16 protein-coding genes are annotated in these 14,617 nt (G+C 71.5%); 8 read left to right on the top strand and 8 right to left on the bottom strand.

Annotated elements, in window-relative coordinates:
- Window positions 1–85: 85 nt before the first annotated feature.
- Window positions 86–1,738, bottom strand: a complete 1,653-nt coding sequence (locus R9X44_RS19060) for a serine/threonine protein kinase (protein WP_319815545.1) — start codon at window positions 1,736–1,738, stop codon at window positions 86–88.
- A 75-nt stretch (window positions 1,739–1,813) separates the two neighbouring features.
- Here R9X44_RS19060 and R9X44_RS19055 point away from each other — a divergent pair, with 75 nt between their 5' ends.
- On the top strand, window positions 1,814–2,203 hold the full coding sequence (locus R9X44_RS19055) for a sterol carrier family protein (RefSeq protein ID WP_319815544.1): 390 nt from the start codon (window positions 1,814–1,816) through the stop codon (window positions 2,201–2,203).
- Here the strand turns inward: R9X44_RS19055 and R9X44_RS19050 are convergent.
- Window positions 2,184–2,534, bottom strand: coding sequence for a hypothetical protein (locus tag R9X44_RS19050; protein WP_319815543.1), 351 nt, complete (start codon window positions 2,532–2,534; stop codon window positions 2,184–2,186). The genes R9X44_RS19055 and R9X44_RS19050 overlap by 20 nt on opposite strands.
- Before the next feature lie 93 nt (window positions 2,535–2,627).
- On the opposite strand from R9X44_RS19050, the gene purF reads away from it, so the two are divergent.
- Window positions 2,628–4,082, top strand: coding sequence for an amidophosphoribosyltransferase (gene purF / locus R9X44_RS19045; protein ID WP_319815542.1), 1,455 nt, complete (start codon window positions 2,628–2,630; stop codon window positions 4,080–4,082).
- A 113-nt stretch (window positions 4,083–4,195) separates the two neighbouring features.
- On the top strand, window positions 4,196–5,221 hold the full coding sequence (purM, locus tag R9X44_RS19040) for a phosphoribosylformylglycinamidine cyclo-ligase (protein WP_319815541.1): 1,026 nt from the start codon (window positions 4,196–4,198) through the stop codon (window positions 5,219–5,221).
- A gap of 13 nt (window positions 5,222–5,234) precedes the next feature.
- Here purM and R9X44_RS19035 read toward each other — a convergent pair whose 3' ends face one another.
- From R9X44_RS19035 to R9X44_RS19025, 3 genes are all read right to left on the bottom strand, one after another.
- Window positions 5,235–6,044, bottom strand: coding sequence for an N-acetylmuramoyl-L-alanine amidase (locus R9X44_RS19035; RefSeq protein ID WP_319815540.1), 810 nt, complete (start codon window positions 6,042–6,044; stop codon window positions 5,235–5,237).
- 99 nt (window positions 6,045–6,143) lie between these two features.
- The gene (locus tag R9X44_RS19030) at window positions 6,144–6,383 is read right to left on the bottom strand and encodes a hypothetical protein (RefSeq protein WP_319815539.1); all 240 of its coding nucleotides are present in this window, start codon (window positions 6,381–6,383) and stop codon (window positions 6,144–6,146) included.
- Between the two features lie 160 nt (window positions 6,384–6,543).
- A complete protein-coding gene (locus R9X44_RS19025; RefSeq protein WP_319815538.1) occupies window positions 6,544–7,590 on the bottom strand; it encodes a LacI family DNA-binding transcriptional regulator in 1,047 nt (348 codons plus the stop codon).
- Window positions 7,591–7,805: 215 nt separating this feature from the next.
- Here R9X44_RS19025 and R9X44_RS19020 point away from each other — a divergent pair, with 215 nt between their 5' ends.
- Window positions 7,806–8,489 (top strand): TetR/AcrR family transcriptional regulator, encoded by a 684-nt coding sequence (locus R9X44_RS19020; RefSeq protein ID WP_319815537.1) that lies wholly within the window; start codon window positions 7,806–7,808, stop codon window positions 8,487–8,489.
- A gap of 96 nt (window positions 8,490–8,585) precedes the next feature.
- On the opposite strand, the gene bldC is transcribed toward R9X44_RS19020, so the two are convergent.
- A complete protein-coding gene (gene bldC / locus R9X44_RS19015) occupies window positions 8,586–8,789 on the bottom strand; it encodes a developmental transcriptional regulator BldC (RefSeq protein ID WP_012850682.1) in 204 nt (67 codons plus the stop codon).
- Between the two features lie 618 nt (window positions 8,790–9,407).
- On the opposite strand from bldC, the gene R9X44_RS19010 reads away from it, so the two are divergent.
- A complete protein-coding gene (locus tag R9X44_RS19010) occupies window positions 9,408–10,466 on the top strand; it encodes a Glu/Leu/Phe/Val dehydrogenase (protein WP_319815536.1) in 1,059 nt (352 codons plus the stop codon).
- 242 nt (window positions 10,467–10,708) lie between these two features.
- Complete coding sequence (locus R9X44_RS19005; RefSeq protein WP_319815535.1) at window positions 10,709–10,918, top strand: DUF3073 domain-containing protein; 210 nt, start codon at window positions 10,709–10,711, stop codon at window positions 10,916–10,918.
- Between the two features lie 71 nt (window positions 10,919–10,989).
- Here the strand turns inward: R9X44_RS19005 and R9X44_RS19000 are convergent, their stop codons facing one another.
- Window positions 10,990–11,652 carry a vancomycin high temperature exclusion protein gene (locus tag R9X44_RS19000; RefSeq protein ID WP_319815534.1) on the bottom strand — a complete coding sequence of 221 codons (663 nt, stop codon included), beginning with the start codon at window positions 11,650–11,652 and terminating at the stop codon, window positions 10,990–10,992.
- Between the two features lie 50 nt (window positions 11,653–11,702).
- On the opposite strand from R9X44_RS19000, the gene R9X44_RS18995 reads away from it, so the two are divergent.
- Entirely contained in the window at window positions 11,703–13,112 is a 1,410-nt protein-coding gene (locus tag R9X44_RS18995) for a class I SAM-dependent methyltransferase (protein ID WP_319815533.1), read from the top strand.
- Window positions 13,113–13,116: 4 nt separating this feature from the next.
- Here the strand turns inward: R9X44_RS18995 and R9X44_RS18990 are convergent, their stop codons facing one another.
- Window positions 13,117–14,124 (bottom strand): quinone-dependent dihydroorotate dehydrogenase, encoded by a 1,008-nt coding sequence (locus R9X44_RS18990; protein WP_319815780.1) that lies wholly within the window; start codon window positions 14,122–14,124, stop codon window positions 13,117–13,119.
- Between the two features lie 361 nt (window positions 14,125–14,485).
- Here R9X44_RS18990 and R9X44_RS18985 point away from each other — a divergent pair, with 361 nt between their 5' ends.
- Entirely contained in the window at window positions 14,486–14,617 is a 132-nt protein-coding gene (locus tag R9X44_RS18985) for a hypothetical protein (protein ID WP_319815532.1), read from the top strand.

Genomic DNA, 14,617 nt, shown 5'->3' with positions numbered 1-14,617 from the left:
GCGTCTCCTCTCGCCCAGTGCGGAACTGGGGGCAATCCCGCAAAGAGTAAACCCAAACATCACGTGACGGTCACGAACTGGAAGATCATGGACGCTTGAGCAGCGCCTGGTAGTGGCGCTGGCTTCCGGGCTTCATCTCCCAGCGGTACTGCAGGCTTCCGTCGCCCTTGTCCGTCATGGTGACAGTGCCGGGGGTGCACTGTCCGGAGGTCCGCTTGAACGCCATGTTCAACGCGTTGCCCTCGCCGCCGGTCTTGGTGAGCTTTCCGACGCAGCCGCCCACGCCGAGCTTGGCCGTCGCCTTGCCCTCGCCGTTGAAGGTGACGCGGATGCTGAACTTCGCGCCCGACTGGTTGGTGGCCATGCCCTCCCACGTCCCGGAGAACGCCTCGGAGGGCGCGGGCGGGGTCGCGCCCGCGTTCTTGGTCTCGGGCTCCTCGTCGTCGTTGTTGGAGGCGAAAGCCAGGGTCGCCGTCACGATGCCGACCACGGCGACGAGGGCGAGCAGGCCGACCTTCTTGCTCGGACCGCGCTCGAACAGCGCGACGGCCGCGCGCGCGGGGGCGGGGATGCCGCCGCCGCCCGAGGCGGGAGGCGGTGCGGGCGGCCGCTCCCACAGCGCGGTGGCGGCCTGGGGCTGGGCGGGCTCGACGGCGGGGAGCGGCGCGGGCAGGCCGGCGGGCGCGGGCTCGGGCCAGTCGGAGCGGTCGGGGGCGGGCGGCAGGTACGGCCCGGCGAACGGGTCCTCGGACGGGTCGCCGGGAAGCGGCGCGAGGGGGGCGCTGAAGGGCGCGGGCGCGGGGATCGCGGCGAACGAGCCGGTGGAGGTGCGCACGTCGAGCGACGGCTGAGCGGGCGGCAGTGACGACCAGGGGTCGGCGGGCACCGGCGCGGCCAGCAGCGCCTCGGCCTCGGCCTGCTGCGCGGCGGGCAGTTCGAGCCCGCGCCTTAGCAGCGTCTGCAGCACGTTCTCTGCGGTCGGCCTGCGGAACGGGTCCTTGCTGAGCGCCATGATCACAAGGTCGCGCACCGAGTCGGGCAGCTTGTGCAGCTCGGGCTCGGAGGTCGTGACGCGCGTCGCGACCGCGTCGGCCCTGTCCTCGCCGAAGGGCGGCTTGCCGGACGCCGCCGTGGCGATCACCGCCCCCCACGCCCAAAGGTCGGTGCCCGGCCCTACGCCCGCGCCGGTGAGCTGTTCCGGGGCCTGGAAGGAGGGGATGCCCGGGTCGCCCGGTACGCCCGCGGCCGCGAGCGCGCGGCCGACGCCGATGTCGGTGAGGACGGGCCCGTCGGGGGTGATGAGCACGTTGGACGGCTTCAGGTCGAGGTGCGCGACGCCCGCCTTGTGCAGGGCGGCGAGGCCCAGGGCGATGCCGACGGCGAGCCGCTCTACGGTCGTCCGGTCGCCCCGGCCCGTGGAGACGATCATCTGCTGGAGCGACGGCCCGGGCACGAGTTCGCTCACCACGTAGGGCCAGTCGCCCGCCACGTCGGCGCTGATCGGCCGGGACAGCCGGGTGCCCGCCACCGCGCGGGCGGCCAGCGCCTCGCGCAGGAACTCCGCGCGGGCGTTCGGATCACCGCCGAGCCGGGTGTGCAGCAGCTTGACCGCGACGGGCGGTCCTTCGGCGACACCGCGGAAGACGACGCCTCTGCGGCCCTCGCCGAGCCTCCCTTCCAGGACATGGTCACCGAGCCGACCGGGGTCGCCGGGTTGGAGCGGCAGGACGTCGGACATCGTCAACACCTCGAAAGATCGACCTAGACCGGCATATTTCTACCGGTCCGCGCGGCCGCGTGTAACGTCGTCCGCGTGAATGGGGGGAGTATCGAGGGTCAGGACGCGCTCGCGCAGGCGGTCTCGGCGTACGGGTCGGGAGAAGCGCCGGGGCGGAAGGTGGAGAAGGCGGCGGTGAAGTACCTTCTCTCCCTTTTGACCAAGAAAGCTCCTGGTAAATCGGTAGAAGTCAGGATTCCGCCCTATGCCGCGGTCCAGTGCGTCGAGGGCACGCGGCACACCCGGGGAACCCCGCCGAACGTCGTCGAGACCGACGCCAGGACCTTCGTCGGCCTCGCGCTCGGCACCACCGCGTGGGCCGAGGCCGTCGCCGACGGCAGGGTGCACGCCACGGGCACCCGCGCCGACCTCACCGCGCTGCTCCCGCTGGCCGAGCGGCCCCCGATCAGTCCCGATGGGCCTTGAGGAGCGGGAAGCGGGCGTCAAGACAGGTTGAGCGGTCGAAGGCCGTCTGGTAGCGGCCGCTGCAGTCGGCGGCCTGGCGGCCGAACCACACAAGCGCCGCGCCCGCCACGCCGAGTGCGAGAAGGCTCACGGCGATTCCGGCATAACCGAAACCCCGCCCCCGTCCCCGCGCGACCGCGACGACGCCGCAGCCGATCCCGCCCACCGCGAGCAGCATGCCGAGGCCGCACATCCAGAAGGTCAGCAGGCCCAGGACCCCCAGAGCGAGGGCGGTGAGTCCGGGGCCGCGCGGCGAGGCCCCGACCGTGCTGCGGAGGCCGGGCGACGTCATGACGCCAGGGTTCCCCCTGCCGAGTCCTGTGCCGGGAACGCCCGGGCAAGGGTCGCTTAAAAGCATCAGCTCACAGACCCTAAACTGGCTGTCATGTCGCGCCGCGCCGATGGACGTCTCAGTCATGAGCTGAATCCCTCCGACAAGGGCCCGCAGGACGCCTGCGGCGTCTTCGGCGTATGGGTGCCGCCGGACGCGGCCGCCACCGCCGAGGTGAGCAAGCTCGCCTACTACGGTCTGTACGCCCTCCAGCACAGGGGGCAGGAATCCGCGGGCATCGCCGTCAGTGACGGTGCCCGCATCGTCGTCTTCAAGGACATGGGCCTCGTCTCCCAGGTCTTCGACGAGTCGGTCCTGTCGACCCTGCGCGGCCACATGGCCCTCGGCCACTGCCGCTACTCCACCACCGGCTCGCCCACCTGGGAGAACGCCCAGCCGACCTTCCGCTCCACCGACAGCGGCTCGCTCGCGCTGGCGCACAACGGCAACCTGATCAACACCCCCGAACTCGCCGCCAAGCTCGCCCCGGGCGAACTCACCGCGACCACCGACACCGAGGTCCTCACCGCGCTGCTCGCCACCCGCGAGGGCGGTCCGCTGGCCGCCGCGCACGAGATCCTCCCGGTGACCCGCGGGGCCTTCTCGCTGGTCTTCATGGACGAGCAGACCCTGTACGCGGCCCGCGACCCCGAGGGCATCCGCCCGCTCGTCCTGGGCCGGCTGGAGCGCGGCTGGGCGGTGGCGTCGGAGACCGCGGGCCTCGACATCATCGGCGCGCAGTTCGTCCGCGAGGTCGAGCCCGGCGAGATCATCGCGATCGACGCCGACGGCCTGCGCTCGGAGCGGTTCGCCGACGCCCGGCCCAAGGGCTGCGTCTTCGAGTACGTCTACGTCGCCCGCCCCGACACCGCCATCGCAGGCCGCTCGGTGCAGGCCACCCGCGTCGAGGTCGGCCGCCTGCTGGCCAAGGAGCACCCGGTCGAGGCCGACCTGGTGATCCCCACGCCCGAGTCCGGCACGCCCGCCGCGATCGGCTACGCCGAGGCGTCCGGCATCCCCTACGGCCAGGGCTTCGTCAAGAACTCCTACGTCGGCCGCACGTTCATCCAGCCGTCGCAGACCATCCGCCAGCTCGGCATCAGGCTCAAGCTGAACCCGCTGCGCGAGGCGATCGAGGGCAGGCGCATCGTCGTCGTCGACGACTCGATCGTGCGCGGCAACACCCAGCGCGCGATCGTCAGGATGCTGCGCGAGGCCGGCGCGGCCGAGGTGCACGTGCGGATCTCCAGCCCGCCCGTGCGCTGGCCCTGCTTCTACGGCATCGACTTCGCCACCCGCGCCGAACTGATCGCCGGGAACCTCAACGTCGAGGAGGTGCGCGCCTCGCTCGGCGCGGACTCCCTGGGGTACATCTCCCTCGACGGCCTGGTCCAGGCGACCGAGCAGCCCAAGGACCGGCTCTGCCGCGCCTGCTTCGACGGGGTCTACCCGATCCCGGTCGAGGAGTCGGCGCGGGGCAAGCACGTCCTCGAGACCGTCAACCCGTGACCGTCAACCCGTGACCGTCAACCTGTAACAGCCCGAGGGCAGTCGCCCGAGGCGTCCGACAGCTGACGCGCCGTGATCCGGCGCGCCCGCGCGCACGAAGGAACCCGATTCAGTTGAGCACGTACGAGGCCGCCGGAGTCGACATCGCCGCCGGCGAGCGCGCCGTCGAGCTGATGAAGTCCAGGGTGGCGCGCTCGCGCCGCCCCGAGTGCGTCGAGGACGCCAGCGGCTTCGCGGGCCTGTTCGACGTGTCGGCCCTGCTGAAGTACCGCAGGCCGCTGCTGGCGACCTCCACCGACGGCGTCGGCACCAAGGTCGACCTCGCCCGCCGCCTCGGCCGCTACGACACGATCGGCCACGACCTCGTCGGCATGGTCGTCGACGACCTCGCGGTGTGCGGCGCGGAACCGCTGTTCATGACCGACTACATCGCCTGCGGCAAGGTCGTGCCCGAGCGGATCGCCGACATCGTCGGCGGCATCGCCGACGCCTGCGTCCTGGCCGGAACCGCCCTGGTCGGCGGGGAGACCGCCGAGCACCCCGGCCTGCTCGAGCCCGACGAGTTCGACGTCGCGGGCGCGGCCACCGGCGTCGTGGAGGCCGACGAGCTGCTCGGTCAGGAGCGGGTCGGCGCCGGGGACGTCGTCCTCGGCCTCGCGTCCTCGGGCATCCACTCCAACGGCTACAGCCTTGTCCGGCACATCCTGCGCGAGTCGTCCCTGACGCTCGAGGACGCGCCCGAGGAGCTGGCCGGGACCGTCGGGGAGGAACTGCTCACCCCGACCCGGATCTACGCGCTCGACTGCCTCGCGCTGGCCCGCGCCGGGTACGTGCACGCGTTCGCGCACATCACCGGCGGCGGCCTCGCCGCCAACCTGGCCCGCTCGCTGCCGTCCGGCGTCGACGCGGTCCTGCGCCGCGACTCCTGGACCGTCCCGCCGATCTTCCAGATCCTCGCCCGGTACGGCAAGGTCGAGCAGGCCGACCTGGACAAGACCTTCAACCTCGGCGTCGGGATGGCCGCGATCGTCCCGGCCGAGGCCGCCGACGCCGCGCTCGCGCTGTGCGCCGAGCGCGGGCTGCCCGCCTGGACGCTCGGCGAGATCACCGAGGGCTCGGGCAAGGCGGTCCTCGTCTGACGGGCGGGTCCGGCTAGTTCTTGAAGTACTTGTCGAGCCCGTCGGCCAGCGACACCGCGATCTTCTGCCGGAACTTCGGGTCGCTGAGCTTGGCGGCGTCGCCCTTGTTGCGCATGTTGCCGGTCTCGATGAAGATCTTCGGCACCGTCGACAGGTTCAGGCCGCCCAGGTCGTCACGGATGGTGAGGCCCTTGCCGTCGCCGAGGTAGGTGGCGTACGGCATCCCGGTCTCGTTCCTGTAGGACGCCCGGATGTCCTTGGCGAGCCGCAGCGACGGCTTCACGATCTTCTCGTTGTAGCCGGGGACGGGCTTCGGCGCGATGATGTGGAAGCCGTGCCCGCTCGCGGCCGCGCCGTCGGCGTGGATGGAGATCACCGCGCCGGCCTTCTTGTCGTTGCCGATCTTCGCGCGCTCGTCGACGCACGGGCCTGAGCCCTTGTCGTTGTCGCGCGTCAGGAAGACCTTCGCGCCGCGCTGTTCGAGCAGCTTCTGGGTCCGTTTGGCGACGTCCCAGGTGAACGCGTGCTCGGTGTACCCCGCGTTGGTCGAGGTGCCCGAGGTGTCGCAAGCCTTGTAGCCGTTGCCGACGAAGACCTGGGTGCCCTTGAGCGGACCCCCGTTGTGGCCCGGGTCGAGCACGATGGTCTGGCCCTTGACCGAGTACGCCGCGCGTTCCCCGGGCGTCCCGGGAGACTCGGTGGCCTGCCCGTTGACGGTCGGCGGCGCGGCCGGAGCGGCGCCGTTTCCCCCGCCGGAGCCGCAGGCGGTGAGGCAGATCGCGGCAGTGCCGAGTACGGCGATCGCCGTGCGTCCGGTAACCAAGATCGACTCCCCGTGATCGGTTCGTTATGAACCGACCCAGTCTATGGGGAAACGACGGCGGAGGGACGGGCGCTCCCGCGAACGCCCCTCCGCCGCCGGTCAGGCCACCGCTTCCGCCCTGCCGAGCAGGGCCGCGAGCGCCCGCGCCTCGTCGGCGTCGAGGCCGAGCACCACCCGGGGCCTGCCCCACGGATGGTCGATCGAGTGGGCGACGTAACTGGCCACCGACTCGGGGGCCGGGCCCTCGGCCATGCCCCGCGCGTGCCGCCACTGCTGCCAGGCCCGCTCCAGCTCACTCGCAGCGCGCTGGGCGCAGGAAACCAACTCCGGATCACGCACGGATGTACCCCCCTGAACGGTCCTGCCGAACGGCACCCATCCAACGGGGGGCTCCAGCGCGAGGCCAGCCCTTCGAGCCAGAGTTGGGCAGTCCCTTACCCCCGCCCGGAAAGATCTCCACCTCGCTGGACGCGGGCGGACGCCGGACGGTGCCGCGTGCTCAGACGGGCGCGGGACCCGTCGTCGCCCGCACGACCAGGTGCGGCATCACCAGCTCCTGGCGGACCGGGCGCGCGGCGTCCTCGATCCGCGAGCACAGCAGCGACGCCGCGACCCTGCCCATGTCCCTGCGCGGCTGGTCCACGCTGGTGAGCGAGATGTGCCGGATCGCCGCGAGATGGGTGTTGTCGTACCCGATGATCGAGACGTCCTCGGGGACCCGCAGGCCGAGTTCGTCGGCGGCCGACAGCGCGCCGGTCGCGACGAGGTCGTTCGGGCAGAAGATCGCGGTCGGCCGGTCGGCCCGGTCGAGCAGCGCGCGGGCCGCCCGGTGGCCGCCGTCCTCGGTGAAGTCGCCGGGCTCGACCACGATGAAGTCGGCGAGCCCGTGTCTTCCCATCGCCGCCTCGTACCCGGCCCGCCGATAGCGCGCGGTGCCCGAGGGGGAGCCCTCGATGTGCGCGATCCGCTGGTGGCCGTGGCCGACGAGGTGGTCGACGGCGAGGCTCGCGCCGAGTTCGTCGTCGTCGACGACGATGTCGACGCCCTCGACGTCGCGCTCGCCCACCACGACGACGGGCACCGAGGCCGCCGCCTCCTTGAGCGAGTCGGGGACGACGCTGAGCAGCACGAGGCCGTCAACCCGCATCTCGAGGAACGCCTCGACCGCCTCGGCCTCGAACAGCGGGTCCCACCGGCCGGAACCGACGAGCATCCGCAGCCCTTCGCCGTGCAGGCTCTCCTGGAGCCCGTCAAGGGTCTCGGCGAAGAACGGGTTGTGGAGGTCGGCGACGAGCGCGCCGATAAGGCGGGTGCGGCCTTCCACAAGGCTCCGCGCGACGGCGTTGGGACGGTAGCCGAGCTCCCTGGCGGCCTTCAGGACCGCCTGTCTGCGGCGCTCGCTCACGTGCGGTGACCCCCGCATGACGAGGGAGACCAGCGACTTGGAGACGCCCGCGCGCTCGGCGACGTTGCGGATCGTCGGCTTGCTCGACGACTGCCGGGGCACGCCTGAGTCGTGCCTCGGCGCGTTTTCTTCGACTGACATGGCTCTCCTGTCGGGGGGAGAAAAGCAGGGCCTGCCGCCATCGCAGTTACTTCACAAGGAAGAAGATGCCATGCTGCCCCTCCCCAACGCCAAACGGCCCCGTAACCCCGTGTAACGGGTATGTTTATACGGTCGTGATCGGGTGTCCGAAAATACCCTTCGCGCCCGGTGGCAGGGCGGCGGAGCAGGCCCTCGGGCTCGGATACGCTGCCAACGTGGCAGAGCAGGCGGCGCAGGACGCGGGGCGGGCGCGCAGGGCGCGTCGGAGGCTCAGCGTCGACGCGCGCAGGGACGAGCTGATCGAGGCCGCGCTCGATCTGTTCAGCCGCCGCCCGCCCGAGGAGATCTCCATAGACGACGTCGCCGCCGCGGCGGGGGCGTCACGCGCGCTCGTCTACCACTACTTCGGCGGCAAGCAGGAGCTGTACCTCGCCGCGCTGCGCAGCGCGGCCAAACAGCTGGGCGACCTGCTCGAAGCGCCCACCGAGGGCACCGCGCTGGAGCGCCTCGCGCTCGCCCTGGGCCGCTACTTCCAGTTCGTGGAGGGCTACGCGACGGGCTACCTGGCGATCGTGCGCGGGAGCGGCGCGGTGTCGGGCGCGGGCGAGGTGAGCGAGATAGTCGAGGGCACCCGCGCGCTTCTGCTCGACCGGATCACCCGTGAGATCTCCGCGGAGCCGCCCGGGCCCGTCCTGCGCGTCACGCTGCGGATGTGGATGGCGGCGGTGGAGACCGCGGCCATCGACTGGCTCGAGCACCGCGACCTTCCCCGGCCACAGGTCGAGGCCCTTCTGGTCGACCAGATCGTCGTCACGCTGGCCAAGGCCGCGGAGTCCGACGCGGGGCTCGCCGAGGCACTTGCCCGGCTCGCGCGGCAGTCCTCCTCGGTCGCCGGCTGAGCCCGCCGCTCAACGCGGACAGGCCGCCGAGGCCCCTGCGGGGCGGCTCGACGGCCTGTCTGGGTGGACCATCGGTTGATGGCCCGGCGCTGACGTCTACTCCGAGCGCTGCTGCGGAATGCCCGCCAGCAGCGCGCGAACCTCGGCTTCGCGGTAACGCCGGTGTCCACCCAGGGTACGGATGGACGTCAGCTTGCCGGCCTTCGCCCACCGCGTGACCGTCTTGGGGTCGACCCGGAACATCGTCGCCACCTCTGCCGGGGTCAGCAAGGGCTCTGCCTCTGGTGTACGTGCTGACATGGTGCGGCCTCTCCTCCGTGGACCGTCTGGCAGCCGATCCTGCGATCTGGTTTTCGCGCGGGTTACCGATGTCCCCTATGGCCCGGAACGAGCCACTATGACATCACAAGGTGTAACCTTGCCATCACTCACCGCAGTAAGCAAGCCCCCTGGCTCAAATCTGCGTGTTCGTGATGACTGGGTTACGCTGAGTGATTCTAGCGACACGTATGGTGCCATGGCGTGCGGAATCGAGAACTTTCTGCGGGAGTTTGTCCCGACCCGGTCGTTGCGATCGGTCACCAAGCCCTGACGGCGACGCGCTGAGCAGGGGTTTTTACCGGTGCTTTGCCCTTCTTGTCGGCTCGGGATCGGTGCCGACCAGAACGCGGACAACGCCCGTGATCGGCGGGTGGGGCCGTTTCCGCGCCTGTCCGGCCCTGAAAGGCGCGCTGCGGCGTCGTCCGCGAACGGTCGGGCATGGAACCTGGGAATGGCCGAGAAACGCCGGAGATCGCCGCTCTGGGGCGTTCGGTAAGCCTTTGTCGAGGTGTCCGGGAGGCGACGACGGCGTCACGAGGGCCGATTCGGGGGCCCCGCATGGTCCGGGGACTCCCCGCACGGTCTTAGGCTGATCCTGTGACCGTTTTCCAGGGGCACGAACAGGTCGTCTTCTGCGCCGATGAGGCGAGCGGCCTGCGCGCGATCATCGCGATCCACTCCACCGCGCTCGGCCCGGCGCTCGGCGGCACCCGGTTCTTCCCCTACGCCTCGGAAGAGGCGGCGCTCGCCGACGTCCTGGACCTGTCGCGCGGCATGACCTACAAGAACGCCATGGCCGGGCTCGACCACGGCGGCGGCAAGGCCGTCATCATCGGCGACCCCCGGACGGACAAGACCGAGGCCCTGCTACGCGCCTACGGCCGGTTCGTCCAGAGCCTGAACGGCCGCTACGTCACGGCCTGCGACGTCGGCACCTTCAGCCCCGACATGGATTACGTCGCCCGCGAGTCCGCCTTCGTCACCGGCCGCACCACCGCGCACGGCGGGGCCGGCGACTCCTCGATCCTCACCGCCCTCGGCGTCTTCCAGGGCATGCGGGCCGCCGCCGAACGCGTCTGGGGCGCGCCCACCCTCGCCGGCCGCACCGTCGGCATCGAGGGCGTCGGCAAGGTCGGCCACCGCCTGGCCGAACTGCTCGCCGCCGACGGCGCCGCCCTGGTGATCTGCGACGTCGACCCCGAGGCCACGGCCCGGGTCGTGGAGCGGCATCCGGGAACCGTCGTCGTCCCTGACACCGCTGCGCTGATCGCGTCCCGGATCGACGTCTACGCGCCCTGCGCGCTCGGCCACGCGCTCACCGACAAGGTCGTGGAGTCGCTGGGCGCGGCCATCGTGTGCGGCGGCGCGAACAACCAGCTCGCCCATCCCGGGATCGAGAAGGCGCTCGCCGAGCGCGGCGTGCTGTACGCGCCGGACTACGTGGTGAACGCCGGCGGCGTGATCCAGGTCGCCGACGAGGTGCACGGCTTCTCCATGGACAGGGCCCGCGCCAGGGCCGAGCGGATCTTCGACACGACCCGCGAGATCTTCGCCGTCGCCGACGCCGAGGGGATCTCCCCCGCCCTCGCCGCGGACCGGCTCGCCGAGCGCAGAATGTCCGATGTCGGGCGGCTGAGGGGTATCTGGCTGAACTAACCCTGAGTTGTCAAATGATCGCTCGGGTGGCCGTCTTCGCAGGTCAGGGCGGTGTGCGGGTCCCATTAGACTGGCTGCCACCACGGCAAAGGCAGGCGCCACCGTCTAGACACGTACCGAGCCTCGTGTAAAACGGGTACGGTTGTACCCGTAGCTGACGCACGGCTCAGACGTGTCAGCGCGTGTGCGTAAGCGTAGCGATAGGGCCAGTAGAAGCCCTGACCATCAAGGGGGTCGAGCCAATGGGGCGAGGCCGAGCTAAGGCCAAGCAGGTAAAGGTCGCTCGCCAGCTGAAGTACAACGGCGGCCACACTGACCTCGACCGCCTTTCGGACGAGCTGGGAGTATCCTCCGCGCAGCCGGCGGAGATCGACGACTCCTACGACGACGAGCTGGTCGACAAGTACGCGGACTACGCGGACTACCAGCCCAAGGACAGTTCAGCGGGTTGACGGCCTGAGCCACGCGCCCGCCCCCGCGCGGGCGGTGGTCGAGTCGTGTCCACGGTCATCCGTGCAGTGCGTCATCCGTGCAGTGCCCGGTCCACTCCGTCCTCGCGGGGCCCGAGGAATCTCGGGTCCCTGCGCAGGATCACGTCGCCCATCGCCTTGAGGGCGGCGGGGATCTCACGTGCGTAGCCGTACGCGTTGGGCTCGGGCCATGGCGGGCTGTCCCCGACCCCGTGGGCGTCGATGCCCGCGCGGCGGCACAGTGCCACGGCCCGCGTCAGGTGGAAGTACTGGCTCACCACGAGCGCCCTGGTCACGCCGAAGATCTTCCGTGCCCGCACGCAGGAGTCCCAGGTGTCGAATCCGGCGTGGTCGAGCACGATCACCCGTTCCGGCACGCCGTGCGCGATGAGGTAGTCGCGCATCGCGGTGGGCTCGTCGTACTCGGTCGTGCCGTTGTCGCCGCTGAGCAGCAGCGCCTTCGTCTTGCCCTGTTCCAGCAGGGCGATGCCGATGTCGAGCCGTCGGGCGAGGAACGGGGTCGGGGCGCCCTGCGGGGTGAGTCCCGCGCCGAGGATCAGGGCGACGTCGGCGTTCGGCGCGCCCGAGGTGCCGGAGATCCTGCCGTACGAGTAGGCGCGGGCCCAGGCCGTCGGGGCCAGGACGATCAGCACGAGGGTGACGGCGACCGCGATGAGGCGCGCCCTGCGGGAGCCGATGATCCGCCGCGGGTCCATGTGCCGATCATAGGCGCGCGAGAGGTCCGCGCGTCCGGCAGGATGATCGGGTGCTGAAGACTCTGCGTGCCTGCTTCGACGAGGCCGGATACACCGTCGACGGCGTGCGGGAACTGCTCGGCCCGGTGGCCGGGGCGGCGCTCGCGCGCGACCAGGTCGTGCCCGCGCTGCGCGTCGTCCGCGAGGACCCCTCGACGCTCGCCGCGCTGACCGCGCTGCTGTGGATCCAGGAGCCGGTTCCGGTGTCGGCCGCGCTGCCGGTCGCCGAGCTCGTCGGGACCGGGCTCGCCAGGCGCGAGGGCGATCTTCTCGTGCCGCTGCTGCACGTCGAACCGCTGGACTGGCCGGGACAGACCAGGTACGCGGTGTCTGACCTCAAGGTAAGGCCGGGTGACGCGCCCGGCTCGCTCGCCGCCGACCACGTCGTCGGGGTGGGCGGGGCGTCCTACAACCTCGCGCGCCTCGTCGTCCACAGGGCTGTGGACAGCGCGCTCGACCTCGGCACGGGCTCGGGCGTGCAGGCGCTGCTGCTGGCCGACCGGGCCCGGCGGATCACCGCGACGGACACCAACCCGCGCGCGCTCGAACTCACCAGGCTCAGCCTCGACCTTTCCGGCATGAACGCAGAACTCCGGCAGGGCTCGCTTTTCCAGCCCGTTCCCGAGCGTTACGACCTGATCGTGTCGAACCCGCCCTTTGTGATCTCGCCTGACGGGCGGTTCCCCTACCGCGAGTCCGGCATGGCCGGAGACGACGTCTGTCGCCGTCTTGTCCAGCAGGCCCCGAACCACCTGACCGAGGGCGGTTGGTGCCAGCTGCTGGCGAACTGGCTGCACATCGACGGCGAACCCTGGGACGAGCGCGTCGCCGACTGGATCAGCGGCTGCGACGCCTGGGTCGTGCAGCGTGACGTCCAGGACCCGGCCGAGTACGCCGAACTGTGGCTGCGCGACTCCTGCGAGGCGGGCTCCGCCGAGTACCGCGAGCGCTACGACGCCTGGCTCGCCTACTTCGAACGCGAACGCGTCACCGGGATCGGGTTCGGCTGGATCAGCCTGCGCGAGGGCGGCGGCTCGATCAAGGTCGAGGAGCTGCGGCACGCGGTGGACCAGCCCGTCGGGGCCTATGTGGAGTCCGTCCTCGACGGCTTCGTCGCGGCCGACCACCCCTTCACCAGGCTGCGGACCGCCGACGGCGTCGTCTCCGAGCAGATCGGACGGCCAGGGGCCGAGGACCCCGAGCGGATCGTGCTGCGGCAGACGTCGGGGCTGCGGCGGGCCACCGGCGTCGGCACCACCGAGGCCGCGCTCGCCGGGGTCTGCGACGGGTCCCTGCCGCTGGAACCCCTGCTCGGCGCGATCGCCCAGCTGACCGACACCGACGAGGACGCCGTCCGGGCGCACGCCGACGCGGTGCTGCCCGAACTCGTCGCCGACGGCTTCTTCGAGGTCACCGGCTGAGGCGTCAGGGCCGCCCGGCCAGCTCCCGGTTGATCCGGTACGCCCACAGCGGGCCGCCGTAGATCATCGCGGTGTAGCCCTGGACGAGGGTCGCCCCCGCCGCGATCCGCTCGCGGACGTCGTCGGCGGTTTCGACGCCGCCGACCGAGATGAGCGTGAGCCTGTCGCCGGTGCGCGCCTTGAGGCGCTTCAGCACCTCGAGGGAGCGCGCCTTGAGCGGCGCGCCGGACAGGCCGCCGGTCTCGGCGGTGAGCGACGGGTCGCTGCGCAGGCCGTCGCGGCCGATCGTGGTGTTGGTGGCGATGATCCCGTCGAGTCCGAGGTCGAGCGCGAGGTCGGCGACGGCGTCGACGTCCTCGTCGGCGAGGTCGGGCGCGATCTTCACCAGCAGCGGGGTCGTGCCCTTGGCCTCCTGGACCGCGGCCAGCAGCGGCCTGAGCTTGTCGACGGTCTGCAGGTCGCGCAGCCCCGGGGTGTTGGGCGAGCTGACGTTCACCACGAGGTAGTCGGCGAGCGGCGAGAGCAGCCTTGTGGACTTCACGTAGTCCGCCGCGGCCTCCTCCTCGGGGACGGCCTTGGTCTTGCCGATGTTCACCCCGACGATCGCCTTGCGCGGCCGCCTCAGCCGGGGCGCGGCCGCCGCCGCGCCGCCGTTGTTGAAGCCCATCCGGTTGATGATCGCCCTGTCGGCGGTGAGGCGGAACAGGCGCTTGCGCGGGTTGCCCGGCTGCGCCTCCCCGGTGACCGTGCCGATCTCGACGTGGCTGAACCCGAACGCGCCGAGCGCCTCGTAGGCGACCGCGTCCTTGTCGAAGCCCGCGGCGAGCCCGAGCGGGCCGGGAAAGTCGAGGCCGAAGGCCCGGACCGTCGGGCCCTGGGGGCCGAGCAGCCGCCGCAGCAGCGCGGCGAGCCCCGGCACCGCGCCGATGACGCGCAGCGCCCGGATCGTCAGGTGATGGACGCGCTCGGGGTCGATGCGGCGGAAGACCAGGGAGAACAGGGAGTCGTACACGGTCACCGATTCTCCCAGGCCGCTCGGCGACCCCGTGCCCCGGGCTGGTGGACGTGCGCGGATCGGGCGGTCATGCTTGACCCGTCCGTTCCGTGACCTTGGGGGTGTGCGTGGCAAGGGACTCAGAACCGCCGCCCTGCGGGCACTGCGCGGGAACCGGCAAGGTCACCTATGAGCGGCCGAGACGGGAGCCGGACGGAACCGTCGTCTGGGTGGACAGCGTTGAGAACTGCCATGTCTGCGATGGCACCGGGCGGTGCCGGTGATTCCCGACAGGTGTGGCCTTGAGGCTTGCGCCTGGTGTGACCGCTCCGACCTGCCGTGCCGGTTCTGTCATGGCACGGGCTGGTGGCGGCCCGAGATGCCGCACCGTGCGGCCGACGGCGTCATCGGGTGGGTGCGGGTGGACGAGCCGTGCCGGATGTGCGGCGGCACGGGCAAGGAGCACGATCCGCTGCCCTACGGCGCGCGGGCCGTGCCCCGTCCGTCCTGA

The sequence above is a fragment of the Actinocorallia sp. A-T 12471 genome (assembly GCF_033875155.1).
Classification (GTDB): domain Bacteria; phylum Actinomycetota; class Actinomycetes; order Streptosporangiales; family Streptosporangiaceae; genus Actinocorallia.
This window is presented reverse-complemented; position numbering and strand designations above follow the sequence as displayed.